Genomic DNA, 18,477 nt, shown 5'->3' with positions numbered 1-18,477 from the left:
TTTCGCAGCAAGTGTTCATTTAATACGTCCATTGCCAATTCAAGCGTAAGGGCCGCAACAGAATGGCTGCGGCCCTTACGCTGTTTGGGATGCGTCAAGGTGCCTGAGTGATGAATTCTGCGGCTCTTTCGGCGATCATCACCGTCGCTGCCGTGGTATTGCCTCGGACTATCTCAGGCATCACGGATGCATCTGCAACACGCAGGCCTATTATGCCGCGAACGCGCAGTTGCAGGTCGACCACCGCGTTTTCGTCATTGCCCATGGCGCATGTGCCGGCAGGGTGGTATGAGTTCTCCGCGTTTTTGCGCACATAAGCTTCCAAGGCGGAATCATCATCGTTGACAGCATCGCCAGGTGTTATTTCGCCCTCAATGTATTGGGCCAGCGCGGGAGCCTGCAGGATCTGGCGAGCCAGCCGCACGCCCCTTACCAAGTTCTCGACATCAAGGGAATTGCTCAGGTAATTCGCTTCAATTATCGGCGCTGCGCTTGGGTCCTTGCTGCGCAAGCGAATTCTGCCGCGCGAATGACTTGTCAGGCAGCAGGGGGAAACGGACAAGCCGTGCTCAGGGGAGGGAAGTCCCGTGATATCGTCGCCCTCACCCCAGCTGGTAGAGGCCATGGCGATGGTGTGAATCTGGATTTCGGGGCGACCATCGCCGTCAAGATCGAAAAATCCGCCGCTCTCGACCAGGTTTGAAGTCAACAGTCCTCTGCGACGGATAACCCAGTCCAAGCCGTGGCGTAAGGCTTTAAAGCCCCGGTCCTGGCCAAGCAAGCTGATAGGGTTCTTGAGTCTGCCGTCCACCGCCACCGCGACATGATCCTGATAGTTCTCGCCGACACCGGGAACATCGCTCACTACTTCGATACCGTGTTCTCGCAAGTGATCAGCCGGTCCTATGCCAGACAACATCAAAAGCTTGGGGGACACGGTGGCGCCGGCGCAAATTATGACTTCCTTACGTGCACGAATCTCAATGAGTCCGCCGTCTACCGTCAACACGCGCACGCCAACTGCGCGTCTGTTCTCGATCATGACATGGGCGACCGGGCTATTTACCCGTACCTTGAGGTTGCGTCGACTCATGGCTGGCCAGAGAAAACTGCGTGACGTGCTGCAGCGTTCTCCATTCAGGCTGGTGGTTTGGTAGTAGCCGACCCCTTCTTGGCGAGGGCCGTTGAAGTCGTCGTTGTAGTGAATAGGCAGCCCGAGTCGCTCGCCAACCTGCTGCGCGCCGGTCACAAATGCTCTGCTGAGAACGTGACGGTAGCTGTTATCGGATATGGTCAGAGGGCCGGTATTACCATGCAAGTCTGTCATCAGTCTCTGATTGTTCTCGGACTTCTTGAAATAGGGAAGCACCTCCTCGAAAGACCACCCAAGGCAACCCTTCGCTGCCCATCCGTCATAATCCTCACGCTGCCCGCGAATATAAACCATGCCATTAATCGAGTGGCCTCCGCCCAAAGTACGAGCTTGCATCACTGCAATGGAGCGGTTCTCGGTGTAGGGGGAGGGTTCGGAATTGTAGGTCACCGTTCGCTTGGTGTTCAATGTGCGAAAATAGGCACCGTTCATGCGTATGTAGAGGCTCTTGTCATCGATGCCTGCTTCGAGCAGCAGTACCTGGCGACTGTGATCTTCACTGAGGCGCGCGGCGACCACGCACCCGGCCGCACCACCACCTATCACAATGTAATCAAAGACATCGGCGTTCATGAGGGGCCTGCTTTTATGTGTTGTTCGTCATGAAAGAATAATCCAGGGCCGTAGCGGCCCTGGAGCGGAATGTCTATCAGAGAGTTATTGAGCGAAAATAAAACTAAGGAGATGCCGACCGTTCAATCTGTCACTGCGCTCACGTTCGGTTGTGACAGGTGGTTGAAGGGGCGGCGTAGCGTTCCTTTTTATGTGAGCAGAGGATGTATCGCCAGGTTCTTCAGCTACTGGTGACAGATTTCAATATGCATTGCGCAGCAAGGCGGCCAGCTTCCAGGCGGTCACTGCTGAAGCCGTAAGATGTGAATACTGAGCAGCCCTCGGCGAGTTGGTTCAATGCATACGCAGCCCAGCGGCGTTTTTCGGGATCGGCATCAGGGAATGCTTGATCAACCTCTCGCAGAATGGCGAGCTCGACGGCCTGGTAAATTGACTTGACCTGTGCATTGATATGCTTTTCCCGGTTAGCCAATACGGCAAGTTCATCAATGACTTGAGAAAGCCCAGGCTGATGGAACCTGCCTCCGAACAAGTGCTCAACCAGTTGTTCAGCGCGGTGCTGGTGGTTTGTGTAGGCAGACAGTGAACGGGAAAACTGGTCAATGTATTGGTCCACTACAAACTGGACCAGCGCATCGATGAGTTCTTCTCGGGATTTGAAGTAGTAATAGAGGCTGCTGCGATCAATGCCGACTTTCGAAGCAATTTCAGCCATCGAGCTATTGTTCAGTCCCTGTTCGATAACACAGTTCATGAAGGTCTCGATGATCGATTGTTTCTTGTTAGTCTTTTTTACGGTCATGTTTGCTGCGTAGCTCCGGTCGTCGCCAGATCTGCGAAGTGGTCATGGCGGTGAAATGTGCAAATCCTGAGCCTTACGATACTGAGGCTGTCATGCTGCTCAGGAAGGATGCGACAAAAGATAACATCCTTCGGTCTTCTCGGCTCAACGGCGTTGAAGCCTCCGACGATTTTCAGCTTGTGGTGTGTGCGTAGTCTAGAATTCGCGGCCTAAAAAAGTCAACATAATTGTTGAAAAATTCAGAGGTCGGAGAATGAGACTCTGGTGGGGGTAATTTTTTTATTTTGTAAGTCGTTGATAATAAAGAGTAAATTATTCAATGCGATAGAGATTTGCCTTTTGTGATTTTAGAGATTTTTTCAACGTATGTGTTGGTTTGCCGCATTGCTTGATTGCGCTGCGGCTTTACACTCGCGTCAGCGTTGTGAGCGTGTCTGCGATTGAGCAACAAAATGCGTAATCCAGCTAGCAATCATTGAGCCTTGGTGGGGCTCGTTCAAGCTCTCGAGCCCCTTTATGTAAACCGCTGGTGAAAGCTTGTCACAGCGTCGTTCGATGAGCGCCCGGGAATAGGCAGAGGTAAATTCAGGATGCCCCTGAAAACAAATGATCCTGTCGCCTACCTGATAGGCAGCAACAGGGCAGAATTCGCTGGTTGCCAGTAGTTCGGCATTCGCTGGCATGCAGCTCACCTGGTCTTGATGGCTCACCAGCATCTTCACTTCGTTCGTGAAGGGGGTCATCCAGCTCTTTTTGGACTCGGTCCTGTAGGTATGAACGCCTATGCCCCACCCGTTGCCTGATCGGTCTACCTTGCCGCCGAGCATTAGCGATAGCAGTTGGTGCCCGAAACAGATGCCCACAATAGTCTGTTCATTCATGATCAGCGTGGCGAGGAAGTCGCGCAAATGCTGAATCCATAGTTCCGAGCCGAATGAGTCAAATTTACTGCCTGTTACCAGGTAGGCGTCATAGGTGGTCGTTGGATTGGGGTAGTCCCCAAGGACGACATTGTAGGTATCGAGGGATACGGGAAGCGACTGGTGCTGAAAAAGTTTTTCGAACATGTGTCCATAACAGCCGTATTGTTCTGCCAGTTGAGTAGCCAAAACGTCAGCTTCCAATATACATATCTTTAATGTCACGTGTTCCACCCGCGGTTATTGGGACGGCCGGATGGTAGGCTAGAATGGATGCTCGTTACATCGTCAGGTGTTAACGCTTAGTTGTCATTGCGCTAAACCTAGATAGTGACGGGTAGGTTGAAGTCGACATGAGCGCTGCTTGCCGAGCTGTCGTTAAGCGCTGATGCGTAGGCCTCAACAGTGAAGCGTCAGAATTTTCGGTGGCTGCAGAGGCGAGCTTAACTGCTCGCCATCTCTGGTATTAGCAAGGTCGAGATACGCGAGCACAACTGAGGTTCCTGGTTCAATAGTGACTGGCTGAGCTGGTAGGCGTAGATGAGGTAAGCCCTGGCTCTCGCGTCGTTTTCCTCTGCCCCGGCCTGTATCAGCAGGCTTTCGATATAAGTCAGCCGGTGGCGATCGACTTCGTCCAAGGCTTGCCTGGCTTGCTTGTCGCGCCGCGCCCAAGCCCGGATAGCTAGCTCGATAGCAGCAGCGTCCTTGGCGCGCTGGCCATGGGAGGGCAGTTCCAGCAGGTGCTGTAATTGCTGAAGCGGTGATTGGTGGCTGTCACGCAGACTTAGAATCACATCCTCGGTGGCCCTGGCCCGCCAACTGTCGAGGATGCCAGCGAGCAGTTCGCCGCGACTTTTGAAGTGGTAGTAAAAGCTGCCACGCGTGATTTTCATCTGCTTGGCGAGCACGTCCACGCGCACGGCATCCACGCCGCCGCTGACCAGTACGTGCTGTGCTGCTTCGATCCAGTCATCCCGGGTGAGGCTGGTACGTACATTCATGTATGCAAAAAACCTTATCGTGAGAGGCGTATGCCTGCTTGCCGGCGTCTGGACGAGCTTGATCTGGCGGGGCGTACAGTCTAACGCGCCAAGTCGCTGCGCGCCTAGCAGATGGCCCTGTATTGACGGCTTTAGGCTTGCTTAAAGCACAAATCATTAAGATACACAAGTGTATTTATTTTTCACGAGCCTGCCGCGAGGCCATTGACGTCAGCTAAAACTCTTCTTAGCATCTAGATACACAACTGTATGTTGCTAAATGACGGAGACCCGATGAGCGATAAAGCCAAGACCTTGCTCGCAGCAGGGCATAACACTCACTACCACGAAGCCGGCCAAGGTAATGCGCTGTTCCTTCTGCACGGCTCGGGGCCTGGTGTGTCGGGATGGGCCAACTGGGCCAAGAGCGTGCCGGCGTTCTCTGATCGCTGGCGGGTGATCGTTCCGGATATCGCCGGTTTCGGGTTCACCGAATTCAAGGAAGATACCAAGTACGACATCAAGCTGTGGGTCAACCACCTGGTCGGCATCATGGACGCGTTGGATATTCAGAAGGCTTCCTTCGTCGGTAACTCATTCGGTGGTGCCTTAGCCATCGGTCTGGCGGTGTTTGCTCCGGAGCGCGTTGATCGGTTGGTGCTGCTGGGCACCCCTGCAGGCGAGTTCGAGCAAACTGCGGGCCTGCGCGGCGCTTGGGAGTACGAGCCGTCAGTCGCCAACATGCGACAGCTGATGGCCCTCTTCCCCTACGACCAGAACCTCATCACCGACGAGATGGTTCAGGCGCGCTACCAGGCCAGTGCCCGCCCAGGCGCCCAGGAAGCGCTGCGCAAACTGATTCCGAAGCCTTTAAGCGATGGTCCGACCATTGTCAAAGGCTTCCCGGCAAGTGCGCTGGCCAAGATCACCGCGGCCACCTTGGTGGTGCACGGCCGCGAAGATCGTGTCGTGCCACCGGAGTGTGGACTGTTGATCGCCAATAGCATCCCGGATGCCGACTTGCACCTGTTCGGGCGCTGCGGCCACTGGGTGCAAAGCGAGCAGCCTCGGCGCTTCGTGGCGCTCGTCCGTGATTTCCTGAGCGAGTGATCGGTCATGAGTCGGAATCTGATGGAAAAAGTGCTCTGGCAACTCTGTGTCGAGCGCGCCGCGAAAGACCGATTTCGCCAGGACCCAGCTGGTTTCCTCAGGCGCTATGCACTCATGGAGGACGAGGTGGCGATGATCCTCGACTTCGACGTAGCGGGACTGCAAGCAGCTGGCGTGAGCCCGATGCTGACGATGGGGTTCTGGCAAGAGCTTTCCCCCCACCGAGACATGGCGGCGTACAAGCGCCGGTTGGGGTGTACAGATGAACAAAGTGTTGGCTTCTCTGCCGCGCTCAAGGGGTGAATGATGGGCAAGATTGTAGGCGGCTTCTGGATGCCGCACGACCCAGTGATGTTCGTAGCGCCTGAGGCCCCTCCCGAGCCGCAGCGCAATGCCGTGTGGGGCGCATTCTCTGAATGCGCCAAGCGTCTGGCTGAGCTGCAACCAACTTCAGTGGTCATTGTCGGTTGTGATCATTACATCCTGTTCGGTACTCACTGTCTGCCGCAATACGTGATTGCCACCGGTGATGTCGACGGGCCGATCGATCGGCTACCAGGGCTTGCCCGTGAACAGGTGCTCAATCACGAGCGGCTGGCTGCGCACATCGTTGAGCACGCTCAGGCAGGGGGTATCGACTGGACCGTGGCCCGTAGTTTCACGGTTGATCACTCCTTCTCAATTCCGCATCAACTGGTGGTCAGGCCTGCTCAGGCACTGCTTGGGCGTGAATTACCAACCATCCCGGTTTACCTGGCCTGCGGTGTTGACCCCTACATTCCCTTGTCCCGCGCAGCAGACCTTGGGCGGCAAATTCGCGCAGCCGTGGAAAGTTTCGATGAGCACGAGCGCGTGGTGATCATCGGCAGTGGTGGCATCAGCCACTGGGTCGGTACCGTCGAAATGGGCCGGGTTGCCGAAGAGTTTGACTTGGAGATCCTGCGCCACGGCATCAACGGTGACCTGAGAGCTCTGTGCGCCTACTCGGATGAGGAAATTCTCCGTCGCGCCGGTAATGGGGCAATGGAAATTCGCAATTTCGCCTGCGCCATGGCTGCCCTGCAACGGCCCCAGGGTGAGGTGATCGCCTATGAGGCCGTACCCGCCTGGGTAACCGGCTTGGGCTTTGTACAACTGAAGGAGGCCGATCATGAGCCGCATTTTGCTTTGCCAACGTGATGACCTTGCGCCCGGTGAACTGAAGAAGGTCGACAACCCGAACGGTGGCGATGCGCTGTGCGTGTACAACCTCCATGGCACCTTCTATGCCACCACGGACATGTGCACCCACGCCACGGCATCGTTGGCTGAGGGTGATCTGGAAGACGACCTGATCACCTGCCCGGTGCATTGGGGCCAGTTCCATGTGCCCAGTGGTCAGGCCGTTACGTTCCCGTGCGAAAAGCACCTGCGCACCTACAAGGTCATCGTTACTGACCGTGAGGTCTACGCCGACACCGCCGAAGAAGCCGAAGAGGCGCTGGCGGCTGTGAACAGCCCGGTGTAATGCCGAAATACTGTGAGTCTGAGCCATGGATAACAACAAGTACATTCCGCTGAGAAGCATCGAGAGCAGCCCGGCACTCGACAACCTCGACCGCATCTGCGACATGGAAGAAGGGCGGTTGTCGGGCAAAGTGTTCTGGGACGAGCAGATCTACGCCCAGGAGATGGAGAAGATCTTCGCCCGCTGCTGGCTGTTCGTCGCCCACGAGTCGCAGCTGCCCAAATTTGGTGATTACCTGACCACCAGCATGGGTGAAGATGAAGTGCTGGTGGTGCGGCAGAAAGATGCATCGCTCAAGGTGTTCCTCAATGCTTGCCCGCACCGTGGCAACAAGGTCTGCTTCGCCGAGGCGGGCAACGCCCGCGGCTTCATCTGCAATTATCACGGTTGGTCGTTTGGCGCCGATGGTGGGCGCCTGCTCGGCATGCACGAATCCAAGTGCTACGAAGAGAGCAATTTCGACAAGAGCAAGCATGGCCTGCGTGAGGCGCGGGTGGCCAGCTACAAGGGCTTGGTGTTCGCTACCTTCGCGGCGGACGCACCCAGCCTTGAGGAGTACCTGGGGCCGATGACCTGGTACCTGGATGTCATGCTCGACATGGACGAGGGTGGCAGCGAGTTCCTCGGTGGCTGTATCCGCTCCACCATCGAATGCAACTGGAAGATCGCCGCCGAGAACTTCGTCGGCGATATCCTGCACGGTGGCTGGACTCACGATTCCGCAGCCAAGGCCATGCTCGGCGGGCCGGTAGCCAACGTCGGCGAATTTCCTGAGTCCTACTCGGTGAACTGGAATGGTCATGGCTACGAGTTCGCCACCGATGTCGTGGGTAACGCCGCAACCCTGGGCGAGCGCGAGATCAACAAGTACCTGCACGTGTTAAGGCCGAAAGTGGCCGAGCGGCTGGGCGAGTTCCGCTCGAAGCTGATCGGGGCTATTTCTTCCTTCACGGTGTTCCCCAATTTCTCCTTCTTGCCGGGGCAGAACACTGTACGTATTTGGCAGCCGCGCGGACCGCACAAGATCGAGCTGTTCACCTGGGTGATCGTCAACAAGAACGCACCGCAAGACATCAAGGACAAATGGCGCCGTGGCGCGATGATGACCTTCTCGCCCACTGGTGTGTTCGAGATGGACGATGGCGAGAACTGGGAGTACTGCACCAAGACCAGCCGTGGTGTGGTCACCCGCTATCAGGACCTTTACGTCGGCCTCGGTATGGACAGCCGCATCGAAGACAGTGAGCTGCCTGGGAACGTATTCAAAGGCCAGCTCAACGAGTGCAATGCGCGGGCGTTCTACCAGCGTTGGAAGGATCTGCTGCAGGCGCCTACCTGGGCGGATGTGCCAGACCGCAATGGCAAGATGCGCTGAGGATGACTGCGATGACCAATGAAGTGATGCCAACCTTCGATGAAGTACGTCGGGTCGAGCAGTTTCTGCTGCGCGAAGCGCGTCTGCTGGATGACGAACGCTGGGATGAGTGGCTGCAGACCTTGAGCGAAGCCATTCACTACTGGATGCCGGGTATTGAAAACCGTCGTCGTGAGGACAAGTCAGGGCCATACCGCCTGGAGCACATGGCCTTGTTCGATGACGGCATGCGCGAACTTCAGCGCCGTGTGTCGCGCTTCAAGCAGCCCTCGGCCTGGGCCGAGAACCCACCGACGCGCAATGTGCACCTGGTCAGCAATGTCGAGGTGTATGCCGGTGACCACGTGGGCGAGTACCGGGCTTACTCCTGTTTCATCAACGTGCGCAGTCGCGGGCTTGACGAACAGTACCAGCTGACTGGAAGGCGCGAGGATGTTCTGCGCCTGGAGGCCGATGGCCTGAAACTGCTACGGCGCAAGATCTTGATTCCGAACGCAATGCTGCTGTGCAAAAACATCAACACTTTCCTCTGAGGACCTGCACATGGGTTGGCTGAACGAACAGGTCGCGCTGGTGACTGGTGGGACCGGAGGCATTGGCAGCGCGGTGGTACGGCGCTATGTGGCAGAAGGCGCCAAGGTCGCGGTGATGGCACGCGATGCCACCCAGCTGCGCCAGCTGGAGCAGGAGCTGGGCGATGCGGTTATCACCGTGCAAGGCGATGTCGCTGATTACCGCGACAATCAGCGCGCGGTCGCCGCAACACTGGAGGCCTTCGGCAAACTCGACACCTTTGTCGGCAACGCTGCGGTGTTCGATTACTTCACTCGATTGGATCGTATCGCGCCCGAGGATTTCGCCGGGGCGTTCAACAAGCTGTTTTCGATCAACGTACAAGGCTATCTGCTCGGTGCACAAGCTGCGACCGCAGCCCTGCGCGAAACCTCGGGCAGCATGATCTTCACCTTGTCCAATAGCGCGTTCTATGCCGGTGGCGGCGGCATTCTCTACGTTACTGCCAAGCACGCACTGGTCGGCATGATTCGCCAACTGGCCTACGAGTTGGCGCCAGACATCCGCGTAAACGGTGTGGCACCTGGCGCGACCAATACACCGATGAAGAGCCTGGAGGGCCTGAACAGCCGAAGCGTGCCGCTGAATCAGATCCCAGGGTTCGAAGCAGGCGCCGCCCAGGCTGTACCGCTCCAACGCCTCGCGGAGCCGGCAGACCATGCCGGGCATTATGTGCTGCTGGCTTCCCGTGAGAACGCAGGATTGACCACCGCCAACATCATTCATAGCGATGGCGGATGGGAAATTCGAAGTGCTGGGCCGTCTCGTCCGCGCAGTGCCTGAACCTGGCTTTTGAGAACTACAAGAATGAGTAAGCGTCATGAGCATTAACACAAGAAGCCTGAGTGCACCCCAGCGGCAATTGCTGGATATGTTTACCGCCCTTCAACTACCTGTGCTGGCGGCTCCAATGTTCCTGGTTTCCGGCCCGCGGCTGGTCGCTGCGTGCTGTCAGGCAGGAATCGTCGGCAGCTTCCCAGCGCCCAATGCCAGGACAGTGGAGCAGCTGCAGGAATGGCTGGAGCAAATCGTCAGCGAGCGAGAGGCCGCTGGGGACCGGGGCGAGCAATGGGCGCCCTGGATGCTGAACATGATCGTACACAGTACCTACGATCGCTTCGAGGCTGAACTGGAATTGGTGCGTCGTTACAAACCACCGATTGTTTCTACGGCACTGGGCAGCCCGGCCCGCGTACTAGACGCCGTGCATGAGTATGGTGGTGTGGTGATTGCCGACGTGGTCACGCCAGCGCTGGCGCGCAAGGCCGTGGCGGCGGGTGTGGATGGCCTGGTGCTGGTGTGCAATGGCGCTGGCGGTCATACCGGAACAAACAACCCGTTCGCGTTTGCAGCTGAAGTGCGCGAGTTTTGGGATGGCCCGCTGGGGTTGGCAGGTGCTATCTCAAATGGCCGCGACATCCATGCCGCACAAGTGCTGGGCTGTGATTTTGCACTGATCGGCACGCGCTTGGTGGCCACGGCAGAGAGTCTGGTCGAGCAAGCTTACCGCGATATGTTGGTGGACTGCTCCTTGGACGATATCGCTGCTACCAAGGCCGTCAGTGGCGTACTGGCCAACTGGATGAAACCGTCGCTGGCCAGGGCAGGGATTGACCCGAATGCCGAGTCCCGCGCGCAAATCGACTTTTCCGGCAACATCGCCACCGCCAACAAGGCCTGGAAGCATGTGTGGTCGGCCGGGCAGGGCGTAGGGCAGATCCGCCGCACCAGCACCGTGGCCGAGCTGGTGGATGAACTTCATCACAGCTACCGGCAGAGCGTTGCTCGCTCTGTTTGACCCAATTCAGCGTATTGAAGGAAGCGGACGATGAATCAACAGAATCTTGAAGCAGCTGCACTGGCCATTCTCGACGCCAGGGAACAATGTCAGGCCGTAGCACGAATTTCTGAACGTTTTGATATCACCAGCCTGGCCGACGCCTACGCCGTACAGGACATCAATACCCGGGTCGCACTTGCCCAGGGGCGGCGATTGAGTGGTCGCAAGATCGGCCTGACTTCGCTGGCGGTTCAGCAGCAGCTTGGCGTCGACCAACCGGACTTCGGCATGTTGTTCGCCGACATGGAACATCGGGATGGTAGTGACATTGAGACGAGCCGCCTGATCCAGCCAAAGGCCGAAGGCGAAATCGCGTTCGTCCTTGGTCGAGACCTGCCGAACGCCGACACCACCCTCAGCGAGCTGCTGCGCGCTGTGGATCATGTTCTGCCGGCTTTGGAGATTGTCGACTCGGTAATCCAGGACTGGAAGATTACATTGGTTGACACTGTCGCCGACAATGCTTCATCGGGTCTTTACGTGCTGGGCAAGACGCCGGTCCTGCTGTCGGGCTTGGACCTCTCCGTAGAGGGCATGGTCCTGGAGAAAAATGGCAGTCAGGCCTCGCTCGGCGTCGGCGCTGCCTGCATGGGTAACCCGCTGGATGCCTGTTTGTGGCTGGCACGCACAATGGCCGAAGCGGGGCGCCCGTTGCAGGCGGGTGATGTACTCCTGTCTGGTGCACTTGGGCCAATGGTTTCCGTCAGTGCAGGCGATCGCCTGCGGTTACGCCTCAGCCGCCTTGGCGAGGTGAGCTGCCAGTTCGTCTGAGCATCCGAAGCGATTCACCACCGCATTGGCCGATGCGGTGACCATTACAAGAACAAGATCACTGGGCGGGGCCTTATGCCGGCACCGCTCACGAGGGCGTGCCATGTACGACTTCCATAACGATCCGACGCTACTCGCACCGGCGCAGGTGCTCCGTGAAGCACGCGCCGACGGCAGTTTTGTCCTCAAGTCCCCGCACCCGCTGCTACCTTACGCACGGTGCATGGGTGAGTGGCTGGAACACTGGGCCGCGCAGGCTCCGGAGCGGGTATTTCTTGCCGAGCGGCGCGGTAATGGCTGGTTCAAACTGACTTACGGCGAAGTTCGCCGTCGTGTCGGCGAATTGGCTCAAGGCCTATTGGAGCTGAATTTGCAGCCGGGCCGTCCCGTATTGATGCTTTCGGAAAACGACATCGACCAAGCGTTGCTGACGCTCGCGGCGATGCATGTGGGCATACCCGTGTCCACAGTTTCTGTAGCCTATTCGCGCAACACCGCCGGAGGTTGCAAAAAGCTCCGGGCTATCATCGACGTATTACAGCCGGCGGTGGTCTTCGTCAGTGATGGGGATGCCTACTTCGAGGCTATCCGCCTGACCCAACCGCAGTGCCTGGTGGTCGCTGCGCGCAATGCCCAGGAGATCCACGGGGCGGTTGCGCTTCCTTTGCTCTATAAACCTGAAAGCGCTGCTGTGATGTCCGCTTTCCAGCAGGTTGATGGCACAACTCCTGCTCGCTACCTGCTGACCTCCGGTTCCACTGGGTCACCCAAGGCCGTAATCAACACCCACGGCATGCTCTGCGCGAACCAGCAAGCCATCGCTCAGTGCTGGCGCTTCCTCGAACACTGCGAGTTGGTGGTGCTGGATTGGTTGCCGTGGAGCCACGTGTTTGGGGCCAACCACAACTTCAACCTGGTGCTGCGAAACGGCGGCACGTTATACATCGATGACGGCCTGCCGCTCCCTGGGCAGATAGACCGTACGGTTGAAAACATCAAATCGGTGAAGCCGACAGTGTTCTTCAATGTGCCACGCGGTTATGAGGTACTGCTGCCGTACTTGGAACGTGACGAAGAGCTGTCCGAGGCCCTGTTCGGCCGGCTGCACATGCTGTTTTACGCTGCCGCAGCGTTACCCCAGAGCAGTTGGGACCGGCTGGTCCGCTGCGCCGCTGCGGTGCGCAGCCAACCTCTGTTTTTCGCCACTGCGTGGGGAGCCACTGAAACTTCGCCAGTGGTCACCAGTATGCATTTTGCATCCACGCGTGCAGGAATCATCGGGTTGCCGATACCAGGTACCGAACTCAAGTTCGTGCCATCCGGGGACAAGCTGGAGATGCGTGTACGCGGACCATCAGTGTTTCCACGTTATCTGGACGATCCTGCCAACACTGTCGCGGCGTTCGACGAAGAAGGTTTTTACCGCATTGGTGATGCAGGGCGATTGGTTGAGCAGGAACGCCCAGAGCTTGGTGTGCTGTTCGATGGCCGTGTCACCGAAGACTTCAAGCTCACAAGTGGTACTTGGGTGTCAGTGGGTACGCTGCGCACTCGCCTGGTCAGCGCGTTGGCTCCCTATGCCAGCGACTGTGTGATCTGTGGGCACGACCGCGATGTGATCTGCGCCCTGGTCTATCCGACACCGGCGTTGCGCGAACTGTTGGGGCGGGAAGGCCGGGCCTTGAGTGGCAGCGAGCTTGCCATGCGGGCAGAGGTCCGTCTGGCCCTATGCGCCGGGCTGCAGTCGTTGGCCAAGGCCTTCCCGGCCTCTTCGCAACACGCTGCTCGACTGATCATTCTCGACTCACCGCCAAGCCTGGCCGATGGCGAGATCACTGACAAAGGCTACATCAATCAGCGCGCAGCGCTGGCCCTGCACGCAGACGCGGTCCAGCGTCTCTACGCCGAAAACCTCGGACAGGACGTAATCCTGCTCGCTGAAGTCTATGGAGAAACTGCATGAGTCAATCCAAGTTCAAAGTCGCGATCATCGGTTCGGGCAATATCGGTACCGACCTGATGATCAAGATCCTTCGCAACGCCAAGCACCTCGAGATGGCAGTGATGGTTGGTATCGATCCAGCCTCCGATGGCCTGGCGCGTGCCCAGCGCATGGGGGTGGCCACAACGCACGAAGGGGTAGAAGGCTTGATCGCCATGAAGGCCTTCGATGAAATCGACTTTGTGTTCGACGCCACCTCGGCAGGCGCCCATGTGCGCAACGACGCGGCATTGCGTGCGGCGAAACCGGGCATTCAGGTAATCGACCTGACACCGGCCGCGATCGGCCCTTACTGCGTTCCGGTGGTCAATCTGGAACAGAACCTGCGACAGCCGAACGTGAATATGGTCACCTGCGGTGGGCAGGCGACCATCCCCATGGTGGCCGCGGTGTCTCGCGTTGCCAAGGTGCATTACGCCGAGATCGTCGCCTCGATCGCCAGTAAATCGGCTGGGCCCGGCACACGTGCCAACATTGACGAGTTCACCGAGACGACTTCGAAGGCCATCGAAACCATCGGCGGTGCAACCAAGGGTAAGGCGATCATCATCATGAACCCCGCGGAGCCGCCCTTGATGATGCGCGACACCGTGTTCGTCCTCTCGGAGCCTGCCGATCAGGCGCAGATCGCAGCATCCGTCGAGGAAATGGCAGCCGCGGTGCAGGCCTATGTCCCAGGGTATCGGTTGAAACAGCAGGTGCAGTTCGATGTGCTACCCGAAGGCCTCAAGACTTCGATCTTCCTTGAGGTTGAAGGCGCCGCCCACTACCTGCCTGCATATGCCGGCAATCTCGACATCATGACCTCGGCGGCGCTGGCTACCGCCGAGCGCATGGCGCTGTCACTGAACCAGGGAGCTGCATGATGAAAAAGCTTTATATCTCCGACGTGACCCTGCGCGATGGCAGCCACGCAATTCGCCACCAGTACAGCCTCGACAACGTGCGTGACATCGCCCGCGCCCTGGACAAGGCCAAGGTTGACTCCATCGAAGTTGCCCACGGTGATGGGCTGCAGGGTTCGAGCTTCAACTATGGCTTTGGCAAGCACAGCGACATCGAATACATCGAAGCGGTCGCTGGCGTGGTCAGCCACGCGAAGATCGCTACCTTGCTTCTGCCTGGGATCGGAACGATTCACGACCTCAAGGCGGCTTACGATGCGGGGGCACGAGTGGTGCGCGTCGCTACTCACTGTACGGAAGCGGACGTGTCAAGGCAGCATATCGAGTACGCCCGCAAACTGGGCATGGATACCGTGGGCTTTCTCATGATGAGCCATATGATTCCTGCCGAAGAACTGGCGAAACAGGGCAAGCTGATGGAGAGCTACGGAGCCCAGTGCATCTACATGGCCGACTCCGGTGGCGCCATGAACATGAACGACATCCGCGATCGGATGCGGGCCTTCAAGGCACTGCTGGACCCACAGACCCAGACCGGTATGCACGCGCATCACAACCTGTCGCTGGGTGTGGCCAACTCGATCGTGGCCGTGGAAGAGGGGTGCGATCGAGTGGACGCCAGCCTGGCCGGTATGGGGGCTGGTGCAGGCAATGCACCCTTGGAAGTCTTCATTGCCGCTGCCGAACGTATGGGCTGGAACCACGGCACCGATTTGTACACCCTGATGGATGCGGCAGATGACATCGTCCGGCCGTTGCAGGATCGCCCGGTACGAGTGGACCGTGAAACCCTCGGCCTCGGCTATGCGGGCGTGTATTCAAGCTTCCTGCGCCATGCCGAGGTCGCAGCGGGCAAGTACGGCCTGAAGACCCTGGACATTCTCGTCGAACTCGGCCGCCGGCGCATGGTCGGTGGCCAGGAAGACATGATCGTCGACGTAGCGCTTGACCTGCTCAAGGCTCAGCGAGGGTAGGGCGATGGGACATCACATTCAGATACTCCCTGTTGACCTGTGTTGCTCTATTGCCGAGAGCCAGACCGTTCTCGATGCGGCGCTAGCTGACGGCCTGATGCTCAAGCACAGCTGCCGCACAGGGACTTGCGGAAGTTGCAAGGGGCGAGTTCTTAGTGGTGAAGTTGACCACGCCGATAGCCCATGGGACGTCCTCAGCGAGCAGGAGCGGGCGCAGGGAATGGCGCTGTTCTGCTGCGCCCGAGCCCGCTCCGATTTGGTGATCGAGGCCCCCGAAGTCACTGAACTACGTGGCATCAGTATCCAGCAAATGGGCACTCGGGTCGCTTCCATCGACAAGGTGAGCCACGACGTTGCAGTGGTGCGGCTGATGCTGGCGCCAGGGGCGACGTTCAATTACTTGCCAGGCCAGTACCTCCAGGTATTGCTTAAGGATGGCAGCCGGCGGGCCTATTCGATGGCGACGTGCACCCCGCGCGATAATCAGGTGGAACTGCACATTCGTCACATGCAGGGCGGGGTTTTCAGTGGGCATGTATTCAACGCTCTGCAGCCTAAAGCCATATTGCGGGTAGAGGGGCCGTTTGGGTCTTTTTATCTACGTGATAACGAACGCCCGATGATCTTCCTGGCCAGCGGCACCGGTTTTGCGCCTATCCAGGCGCTGCTTGAGCAGTTGCAAGCGCAGGGTAACCGTCGCCCGGTTTACCTCTACTGGGGGGGGCGACAACGCGCAGATCTATACCGTCATGAGCACTTGCTGGCGCTCGAGGCGCAATTGCCCTGGCTGCGTTACACGCCCGTACTGTCGGAGCCTGGCCCTGCATGCGACTGGCAGGGGGCTACCGGCTTTGTGCACCGTCAGGTCCTCAGTGATTTCAAAAGCCTGAAGGAGTTTGACGTCTACGCCTGTGGCGCACCGATCGTGGTCAATTCGGCCCTCAGGGACTATGTAGCTGAACTCGACCTGGATGCTGACTGCTTCTACGCCGATGCTTTCGTCTGAACCGCGAATAACAATAAAAGGATCCTTGCATGTTCTATCAGCCCGGTGTCACTGCCCATGGCCTGCCACATGACCCATTCAAGTCTTGTGTGGTGCCACGCCCGATTGGCTGGATCTCCACGCGCAGCGCGGAGGGCATCGACAACTTGGCGCCCTATAGTCAGTTCACCAATGTCAGTTTCGACCCGGCCATGGTGATGTTCTCATCGAACCAGACCACAGATGGCCATCGCAAGGACAGCGTGGTCAACGCCGAACAAACGGGAGAATTTGTCTGGAACATGGCAACGTGGGCATTGCGAGAGCAGATGAACCTGACGGCCCAGGAGCTTGCTCACGGGTGCGACGAATTCGTACACGCTGGGTTGGAAAAAGGCCCGGAGTACAAGTGGCTGTGTCGTGCGTAGCTGCCTCACCCGTGCAGTTCGAATGCCAGTATCTGCAGACGGTACGGTTACCTGGCAATGGGCCAATGGGCACAGTGGACGTGGTCTTTGGCAAGGTCGTGGGCGTTCATATCGACGACAATGTCTTGACCGACTCAGGTCGTCTCGACATTCTTAAAATACGTCCATTGGCCCGGCTGGGTTATTTCGATTACACCAGTGTGACCTCTGTGTTTCAAATGGTGATTCCAGACTCTGAACGATTGCTGATAGGCCTGGAGGGTGCGGCAGCTCGTAACCTGCGCTGAGCTTGCCCGATCCCGGCTTGGTAGTGAGCGGAGCTCTTAGAGCCCTTGAACTATGCGATCCGGGACTAGAAACGCCATATACAAGTATAAGAAGGTGAATAACGATGAAGGTCGATGCGCGCGTGAACAGGCAGTGGGTCCGGCATGTGATACCCGTGGGGGCTTGCACGATACTTGGTTCGACGGGCTTCGGTGCTTATCTGGCGCTCCCGATGATACTTGGCGCGCTAAGTCAGGCGAAGGGCATAGACCCTGTGAAGGTCGGGTGGCTGGGATCTTCAGAGCTGGTTGGACTGTTATTGGGGTGTTTGTTGACGGCCAGGCTTCTGGGTAGGGGGCGGTCCCACAGTATTGCTTTGGCAGGCGCTGCGATGGCAGTGGTGGCAAACCTTGCAACCGCATGGGCCGAGGGCGTTGGTTTGCTGATTGTGCTGCGCTTCGCTGCTGGGTTGGGGGGTGGTATGTGCTACGCCTATGCATTGTCAAAGCTTTCCGTGGCTGGTAACCGCGCTGCCAACGCTTGCGTTTTTGGCATCGGCTTGGGGTTGAGTAGTTCTTGCCTGTGTTTGACCATCCCCTGGCTGCTGGGACACTGGGGGCTCGAGGCGGTGTTTGTCAGCTTGGCGACCATGTTCGTCCTCGCTGCCGCAGCGCTTAACTATGTTCCGGCCGTGCCCGAGTCTTGCAACCCTGACAATCAGCAGGGGGCTTCTTTGAATGCAGTCGGTCTAATTTCCATCGGCGCCGTCGTATTATGGGGTTTGGCCACCGCGTGTTTTTGGGCATATACGGAACGACTAGGTACTGCTCAAGGCTTGACTTCTGATACAGTCGGCCAAGTTCTGAATGTAGCCAATCTGACGTGTATGGCCAGTTGCCTATTCGCATACAAGATTTCCAAGTTATGGGGGCAGCACCTACCTCAAGTTATCTTGCTTTTTTCGAGCGGATTACTCTGCCTGTTCTGGAATGTCGAGGCCGCTGACTATGTGTATGCTGGACAGGTATTTATCTATTTCCAAATGATCGCTTTAACCCAGGTTTTGCAAATTGTGCTGTTTGGTGCGCTGGATGAGTCTGGACGCTTGGCAGCGTTATTGCCGGCCGCTCAAGGTGTTGGTCAGGCTGCAGGACCTCTGCTGGGATCGTTCGTCTTTGCCTATGGGTATGGTTTCGATGGTCTCCTTTCATTTGTTGGGGGAATGTTCATCGTTTCCTCAGGACTCTTCATGGTGGGATATTTGAGAACCCAAAGGAAGGTGCTTTCGCCAGTCCCCGTTGCTGGGGCTTGA

20 protein-coding genes are annotated in these 18,477 nt (G+C 57.8%); 16 read left to right on the top strand and 4 right to left on the bottom strand.

Going from position 1 to position 18,477, the window contains the following annotated elements; translation table 11 throughout:
• Window positions 1–94: 94 nt before the first annotated feature.
• The 4 genes from F3J45_RS00505 to F3J45_RS00490 form a co-directional block, all read right to left on the bottom strand.
• Window positions 95–1,726, bottom strand: coding sequence for a GMC family oxidoreductase (locus F3J45_RS00505; RefSeq protein ID WP_167055544.1), 1,632 nt, complete (start codon window positions 1,724–1,726; stop codon window positions 95–97).
• A 220-nt stretch (window positions 1,727–1,946) separates the two neighbouring features.
• Window positions 1,947–2,528, bottom strand: a complete 582-nt coding sequence (locus F3J45_RS00500; RefSeq protein WP_167055541.1) for a TetR/AcrR family transcriptional regulator — start codon at window positions 2,526–2,528, stop codon at window positions 1,947–1,949.
• Window positions 2,529–2,944: 416 nt separating this feature from the next.
• Window positions 2,945–3,673, bottom strand: a complete 729-nt coding sequence (locus tag F3J45_RS00495; RefSeq protein WP_167055538.1) for an amidotransferase — start codon at window positions 3,671–3,673, stop codon at window positions 2,945–2,947.
• A 218-nt stretch (window positions 3,674–3,891) separates the two neighbouring features.
• The gene (locus F3J45_RS00490) at window positions 3,892–4,449 is read right to left on the bottom strand and encodes a TetR/AcrR family transcriptional regulator (RefSeq protein ID WP_167055534.1); all 558 of its coding nucleotides are present in this window, start codon (window positions 4,447–4,449) and stop codon (window positions 3,892–3,894) included.
• A 273-nt stretch (window positions 4,450–4,722) separates the two neighbouring features.
• Between F3J45_RS00490 and F3J45_RS00485 the strand changes: the two genes are divergently transcribed.
• The 16 genes from F3J45_RS00485 to F3J45_RS00415 all read left to right on the top strand — a co-directional run bounded on the left by F3J45_RS00485 (window position 4,723) and on the right by F3J45_RS00415 (window position 18,477).
• A complete protein-coding gene (locus F3J45_RS00485) occupies window positions 4,723–5,538 on the top strand; it encodes an alpha/beta fold hydrolase (protein WP_167055531.1) in 816 nt (271 codons plus the stop codon).
• 21 nt (window positions 5,539–5,559) lie between these two features.
• Complete coding sequence (locus F3J45_RS00480; RefSeq protein ID WP_205300332.1) at window positions 5,560–5,841, top strand: hypothetical protein; 282 nt, start codon at window positions 5,560–5,562, stop codon at window positions 5,839–5,841.
• Between the two features lie 3 nt (window positions 5,842–5,844).
• On the top strand, window positions 5,845–6,717 hold the full coding sequence (locus F3J45_RS00475; protein ID WP_167055525.1) for a protocatechuate 3,4-dioxygenase: 873 nt from the start codon (window positions 5,845–5,847) through the stop codon (window positions 6,715–6,717).
• Window positions 6,689–7,045 (top strand): non-heme iron oxygenase ferredoxin subunit, encoded by a 357-nt coding sequence (locus F3J45_RS00470; protein WP_167055521.1) that lies wholly within the window; start codon window positions 6,689–6,691, stop codon window positions 7,043–7,045. The genes F3J45_RS00475 and F3J45_RS00470 overlap by 29 nt, the downstream gene beginning before the upstream one ends.
• Before the next feature lie 25 nt (window positions 7,046–7,070).
• Entirely contained in the window at window positions 7,071–8,420 is a 1,350-nt protein-coding gene (locus tag F3J45_RS00465; protein ID WP_167055518.1) for an SRPBCC family protein, read from the top strand.
• Window positions 8,421–8,431: 11 nt separating this feature from the next.
• On the top strand, window positions 8,432–8,953 hold the full coding sequence (locus tag F3J45_RS00460) for a 3-phenylpropionate/cinnamic acid dioxygenase subunit beta (RefSeq protein ID WP_167055515.1): 522 nt from the start codon (window positions 8,432–8,434) through the stop codon (window positions 8,951–8,953).
• Between the two features lie 10 nt (window positions 8,954–8,963).
• Complete coding sequence (hcaB, locus tag F3J45_RS00455; RefSeq protein WP_167055513.1) at window positions 8,964–9,776, top strand: 3-(cis-5,6-dihydroxycyclohexa-1,3-dien-1-yl)propanoate dehydrogenase; 813 nt, start codon at window positions 8,964–8,966, stop codon at window positions 9,774–9,776.
• Window positions 9,777–9,813: 37 nt separating this feature from the next.
• A complete protein-coding gene (locus F3J45_RS00450; protein WP_167055510.1) occupies window positions 9,814–10,791 on the top strand; it encodes a nitronate monooxygenase family protein in 978 nt (325 codons plus the stop codon).
• Between the two features lie 30 nt (window positions 10,792–10,821).
• Window positions 10,822–11,604 (top strand): 2-keto-4-pentenoate hydratase, encoded by a 783-nt coding sequence (locus F3J45_RS00445; protein WP_167055508.1) that lies wholly within the window; start codon window positions 10,822–10,824, stop codon window positions 11,602–11,604.
• A gap of 103 nt (window positions 11,605–11,707) precedes the next feature.
• Entirely contained in the window at window positions 11,708–13,567 is a 1,860-nt protein-coding gene (locus F3J45_RS00440) for a feruloyl-CoA synthase (RefSeq protein WP_167055494.1), read from the top strand.
• Window positions 13,564–14,472 (top strand): acetaldehyde dehydrogenase (acetylating), encoded by a 909-nt coding sequence (locus F3J45_RS00435; RefSeq protein ID WP_167055492.1) that lies wholly within the window; start codon window positions 13,564–13,566, stop codon window positions 14,470–14,472. The genes F3J45_RS00440 and F3J45_RS00435 overlap by 4 nt, the downstream gene beginning before the upstream one ends.
• On the top strand, window positions 14,472–15,485 hold the full coding sequence (gene dmpG / locus F3J45_RS00430; RefSeq protein WP_240164497.1) for a 4-hydroxy-2-oxovalerate aldolase: 1,014 nt from the start codon (window positions 14,472–14,474) through the stop codon (window positions 15,483–15,485). The genes F3J45_RS00435 and dmpG overlap by 1 nt, the downstream gene beginning before the upstream one ends.
• Before the next feature lie 4 nt (window positions 15,486–15,489).
• The gene (locus F3J45_RS00425; RefSeq protein WP_167055486.1) at window positions 15,490–16,491 is read left to right on the top strand and encodes a CDP-6-deoxy-delta-3,4-glucoseen reductase; all 1,002 of its coding nucleotides are present in this window, start codon (window positions 15,490–15,492) and stop codon (window positions 16,489–16,491) included.
• 29 nt (window positions 16,492–16,520) lie between these two features.
• Complete coding sequence (locus F3J45_RS29790; protein WP_205300331.1) at window positions 16,521–16,898, top strand: flavin reductase family protein; 378 nt, start codon at window positions 16,521–16,523, stop codon at window positions 16,896–16,898.
• Between the two features lie 65 nt (window positions 16,899–16,963).
• Window positions 16,964–17,185, top strand: coding sequence for a hypothetical protein (locus tag F3J45_RS29785; RefSeq protein WP_205300330.1), 222 nt, complete (start codon window positions 16,964–16,966; stop codon window positions 17,183–17,185).
• 104 nt (window positions 17,186–17,289) lie between these two features.
• Window positions 17,290–18,477 (top strand): MFS transporter, encoded by a 1,188-nt coding sequence (locus tag F3J45_RS00415; RefSeq protein WP_167055483.1) that lies wholly within the window; start codon window positions 17,290–17,292, stop codon window positions 18,475–18,477.

Origin of the sequence: Pantoea sp. Ap-967 (assembly GCF_011752565.1) — a bacterium.
In the GTDB taxonomy this organism is placed as follows: Bacteria; Pseudomonadota; Gammaproteobacteria; order Pseudomonadales; family Pseudomonadaceae; genus Aquipseudomonas.
Note: the sequence above shows the minus strand (reverse complement) of the source record. Positions and strands in the feature narration are given on the sequence as shown.

Excerpts from the sequence above, each read along its gene's own strand:
- F3J45_RS00505 (WP_167055544.1), bottom strand. The coding sequence starts at position 1,726 with ATGAACGCCGATGTCTTTGATTACATTGTGATAGGTGGTGGTGCGGCC.
- F3J45_RS00450 (WP_167055510.1), top strand. The coding sequence starts at position 9,814 with ATGAGCATTAACACAAGAAGCCTGAGTGCACCCCAGCGGCAATTGCTG.
- F3J45_RS00490 (WP_167055534.1), bottom strand. The coding sequence starts at position 4,449 with ATGAATGTACGTACCAGCCTCACCCGGGATGACTGGATCGAAGCAGCA.
- F3J45_RS00465 (WP_167055518.1), top strand. The coding sequence starts at position 7,071 with ATGGATAACAACAAGTACATTCCGCTGAGAAGCATCGAGAGCAGCCCG.
- F3J45_RS29790 (WP_205300331.1), top strand. The coding sequence starts at position 16,521 with ATGTTCTATCAGCCCGGTGTCACTGCCCATGGCCTGCCACATGACCCA.
- F3J45_RS00415 (WP_167055483.1), top strand. The coding sequence starts at position 17,290 with ATGAAGGTCGATGCGCGCGTGAACAGGCAGTGGGTCCGGCATGTGATA.
- F3J45_RS00475 (WP_167055525.1), top strand. The coding sequence starts at position 5,845 with ATGGGCAAGATTGTAGGCGGCTTCTGGATGCCGCACGACCCAGTGATG.
- F3J45_RS00440 (WP_167055494.1), top strand. The coding sequence starts at position 11,708 with ATGTACGACTTCCATAACGATCCGACGCTACTCGCACCGGCGCAGGTG.
- F3J45_RS29785 (WP_205300330.1), top strand. The coding sequence starts at position 16,964 with ATGGGCACAGTGGACGTGGTCTTTGGCAAGGTCGTGGGCGTTCATATC.
- F3J45_RS00485 (WP_167055531.1), top strand. The coding sequence starts at position 4,723 with ATGAGCGATAAAGCCAAGACCTTGCTCGCAGCAGGGCATAACACTCAC.
- dmpG (WP_240164497.1), top strand. The coding sequence starts at position 14,472 with ATGAAAAAGCTTTATATCTCCGACGTGACCCTGCGCGATGGCAGCCAC.
- F3J45_RS00470 (WP_167055521.1), top strand. The coding sequence starts at position 6,689 with ATGAGCCGCATTTTGCTTTGCCAACGTGATGACCTTGCGCCCGGTGAA.
- F3J45_RS00500 (WP_167055541.1), bottom strand. The coding sequence starts at position 2,528 with ATGACCGTAAAAAAGACTAACAAGAAACAATCGATCATCGAGACCTTC.
- F3J45_RS00480 (WP_205300332.1), top strand. The coding sequence starts at position 5,560 with ATGGAAAAAGTGCTCTGGCAACTCTGTGTCGAGCGCGCCGCGAAAGAC.
- F3J45_RS00445 (WP_167055508.1), top strand. The coding sequence starts at position 10,822 with ATGAATCAACAGAATCTTGAAGCAGCTGCACTGGCCATTCTCGACGCC.
- F3J45_RS00435 (WP_167055492.1), top strand. The coding sequence starts at position 13,564 with ATGAGTCAATCCAAGTTCAAAGTCGCGATCATCGGTTCGGGCAATATC.
- hcaB (WP_167055513.1), top strand. The coding sequence starts at position 8,964 with ATGGGTTGGCTGAACGAACAGGTCGCGCTGGTGACTGGTGGGACCGGA.
- F3J45_RS00425 (WP_167055486.1), top strand. The coding sequence starts at position 15,490 with ATGGGACATCACATTCAGATACTCCCTGTTGACCTGTGTTGCTCTATT.
- F3J45_RS00460 (WP_167055515.1), top strand. The coding sequence starts at position 8,432 with ATGACCAATGAAGTGATGCCAACCTTCGATGAAGTACGTCGGGTCGAG.